We start from the raw sequence: 2,185 nt of genomic DNA on the forward strand, positions 1-2,185 counted from the left end.
CCTTTGTGAGTTCTTTGATCGGTACTCACTGACCATCCCACGGTGGCTCTTCACGTTGACGAAGCAACACTCAAGAGCGGGAAACCACACCACTCACGGGGACGTAACCGTACGGCGAGCCACCGACAGGATGCTTCGCGAGCGTTGGAGCTGCTCAGGATCATCAAGCCAGCTGCCGGCGCGACTCGACGCACGTATCGGACAGAATGAAGGACATGACCACGCACGGCGAGCTCGCCCTCCCTGAGGGATACGCCGAACTTTTACAGGGTCTGAAGGTGCGCGTTCGGAATGCGCAGGTGCGGGCTCAGCGGGTGGTCAACACCCAGCTCCTCGAACTGTATTGGGGTATTGGGAGCGAGATACTCACCCAGCAGAAAAGCCAGGCGTGGGGGAGTGGTGTCGTGGGCAGACTGGCCCCTGATCTCAGAGCCGAATTCCCTCAGATGACGGGGCTCTCTCGCAGCAATCTCTTCTACATGAGGGCGTTCGCGGTGGCGTGGCCCGGAGAGGGTGTAATCGTCCAACAGGCTGTTGGACAATTGCCGTGGGGCCACATCACGGTTCTACTGGACAAGCATCGACGATGCCCGCACGCGTACCTGGTATGCCCGAGCCGCCGTTGAACACGGGTGGTCACGGAACGTGTTGATGAACCAGATTATGAACCGTACCCACGAGCGGATCGGGTCGGGCCCGAGCAATTTCACTAGGCAACTTCCCGCTGCTGAGTCGGAGCTCGCGCAGCAGATCGCGAAAGACCCCTACGTCTTTGACTTCCTCGAGCTGACCGACCAGGCCGCCGAGCGGGACCTGGAACAGTCCCTGATGGACCGCATCGTGGAAACCCTCCGCGAACTCGGCGCTGGCTTCGCGTTCGTTGGCCGCCAGGTGCACTTCGACGTTGGCGGGGATGACTTCTACCTGGACCTGTTGTTCTTCCACGTCGTCCAGCTCCGCTACGTCGTCGTCGAGCTGAAGACGGGGAAGTTCCAGCCCGAGTACGCCGGCAAGCTCGGCTTCTATATCGCCGTTGTCGACGACAAACTCCGCCTCCCTGCGCATAATCCAACGGTTGGGATCCTCATCTGCGGCAGTCGCAACGATCACACCGTCCGTTACTCCTTGGGTCAGGCCGATGCCCCGATGGCCGTGTCGACGTATACCTATGACACCCTGCCGGCGGCCGAGCGCAACGCGCTGCCTGACGAGGAGAAACTCACTGCCGCTCTCGACTGGGCTGAGGAGCCCTCGGCGGAATAGACACGCTCGTCCTCGAAGGATGAGCGTGTCGCCAAGCAGTGTGTCCCGGCGAGTCCGGCACCGCTCTATGCCGTCGGACGGCTTCCTTAGGGCGTCGTGCTCGTGAGGGCTGCTTTGGCTTGCTGGTGACGGTAAAGGGTGGCACGGCTCCAGCCGACCAGTTGCGCTGCGTCCTTGGCGGTGCGGCCTTTTGCTCGGGCTTCTGCGACGAGCTGGAGCTTGTCGGCGATCACGACCGGATCGGACAGCGGACGGCCGAAGCGCGTCCCGTTCTGCCGGGCGGCGGCAATTCCGGCATTGACGCGTTCGACGATAAGTTCGCGCTCGTACTCGGCGAGGGTGGCGAGCATGTTCAGCATCAGCCGGCCCGTCGACGTCGCCGGGTCGATGCCATCCGAAATGGATCGCACCTGGACGCCGCGCTCGCGCAGCAGGTTCACCGTGTTCAGGACGTCGATGAGGGAGCGGCCGAGCCGGTCGATTCGCCACACGACGACCGTGTCACCAGGTTCGGCGTAGCCGAGGAGCTTCTTCATCCCGGGCCGCTCGATCGCGGTCTTGCTCCCTGACGTGACGTCAGCGAACACGTCGCGTTTCTGCACGCCAGCATTGACGAGCGCGTCGAGCTGCAGCTGCGCATCCTGGCTCGATGTGCTCACACGCGTGTACCCAATATGCCTCATTCGTCCATTGTGACTCACAAACCCGGTCTCGCCGGTTACCTGAGACGTTTTGCGGTGAGACACATTTATGGGACATCGAATGGCCCGCCACCTTGTGGGTGGGGACCACCGGGGGAGTGGGGGATCGAGTGTCTTGGAAAGCTGTACCTTTCTGAGACTGCACGGTGCCGGAATCGAAAATGAATACACCCGTCTTGGCCGCAGCGGTCTCACGGTGAGCCGTATTGGGTTGATCGTGA

General features: G+C 62.0%; 1 protein-coding gene and 1 pseudogene. One reads left to right on the top strand and one right to left on the bottom strand.

Features of this window, described 5'->3' with window-relative positions; all coding sequences use genetic code 11:
- Positions 1-215 precede the first annotated feature (215 nt).
- Positions 216-1,263, top strand: a pseudogene (locus tag E3T61_RS01625) (PDDEXK nuclease domain-containing protein).
- Positions 1,264-1,349: 86 nt separating this feature from the next.
- Here the strand turns inward: E3T61_RS01625 and E3T61_RS01630 are convergent.
- Positions 1,350-1,946, bottom strand: coding sequence for a recombinase family protein (locus E3T61_RS01630; RefSeq protein WP_134639192.1), 597 nt, complete (start codon positions 1,944-1,946; stop codon positions 1,350-1,352).
- Positions 1,947-2,185 lie beyond the last annotated feature (239 nt).

The organism is Cryobacterium lactosi (genome assembly GCF_004403945.1).
Lineage (GTDB): Bacteria > Actinomycetota > Actinomycetes > Actinomycetales > Microbacteriaceae > Cryobacterium > Cryobacterium lactosi.

Bases quoted from the DNA above. Each gene is read 5' to 3' on its own strand.
- E3T61_RS01630 (WP_134639192.1), bottom strand. From the start codon at position 1,946: ATGAGGCATATTGGGTACACGCGTGTGAGCACATCGAGCCAGGATGCG.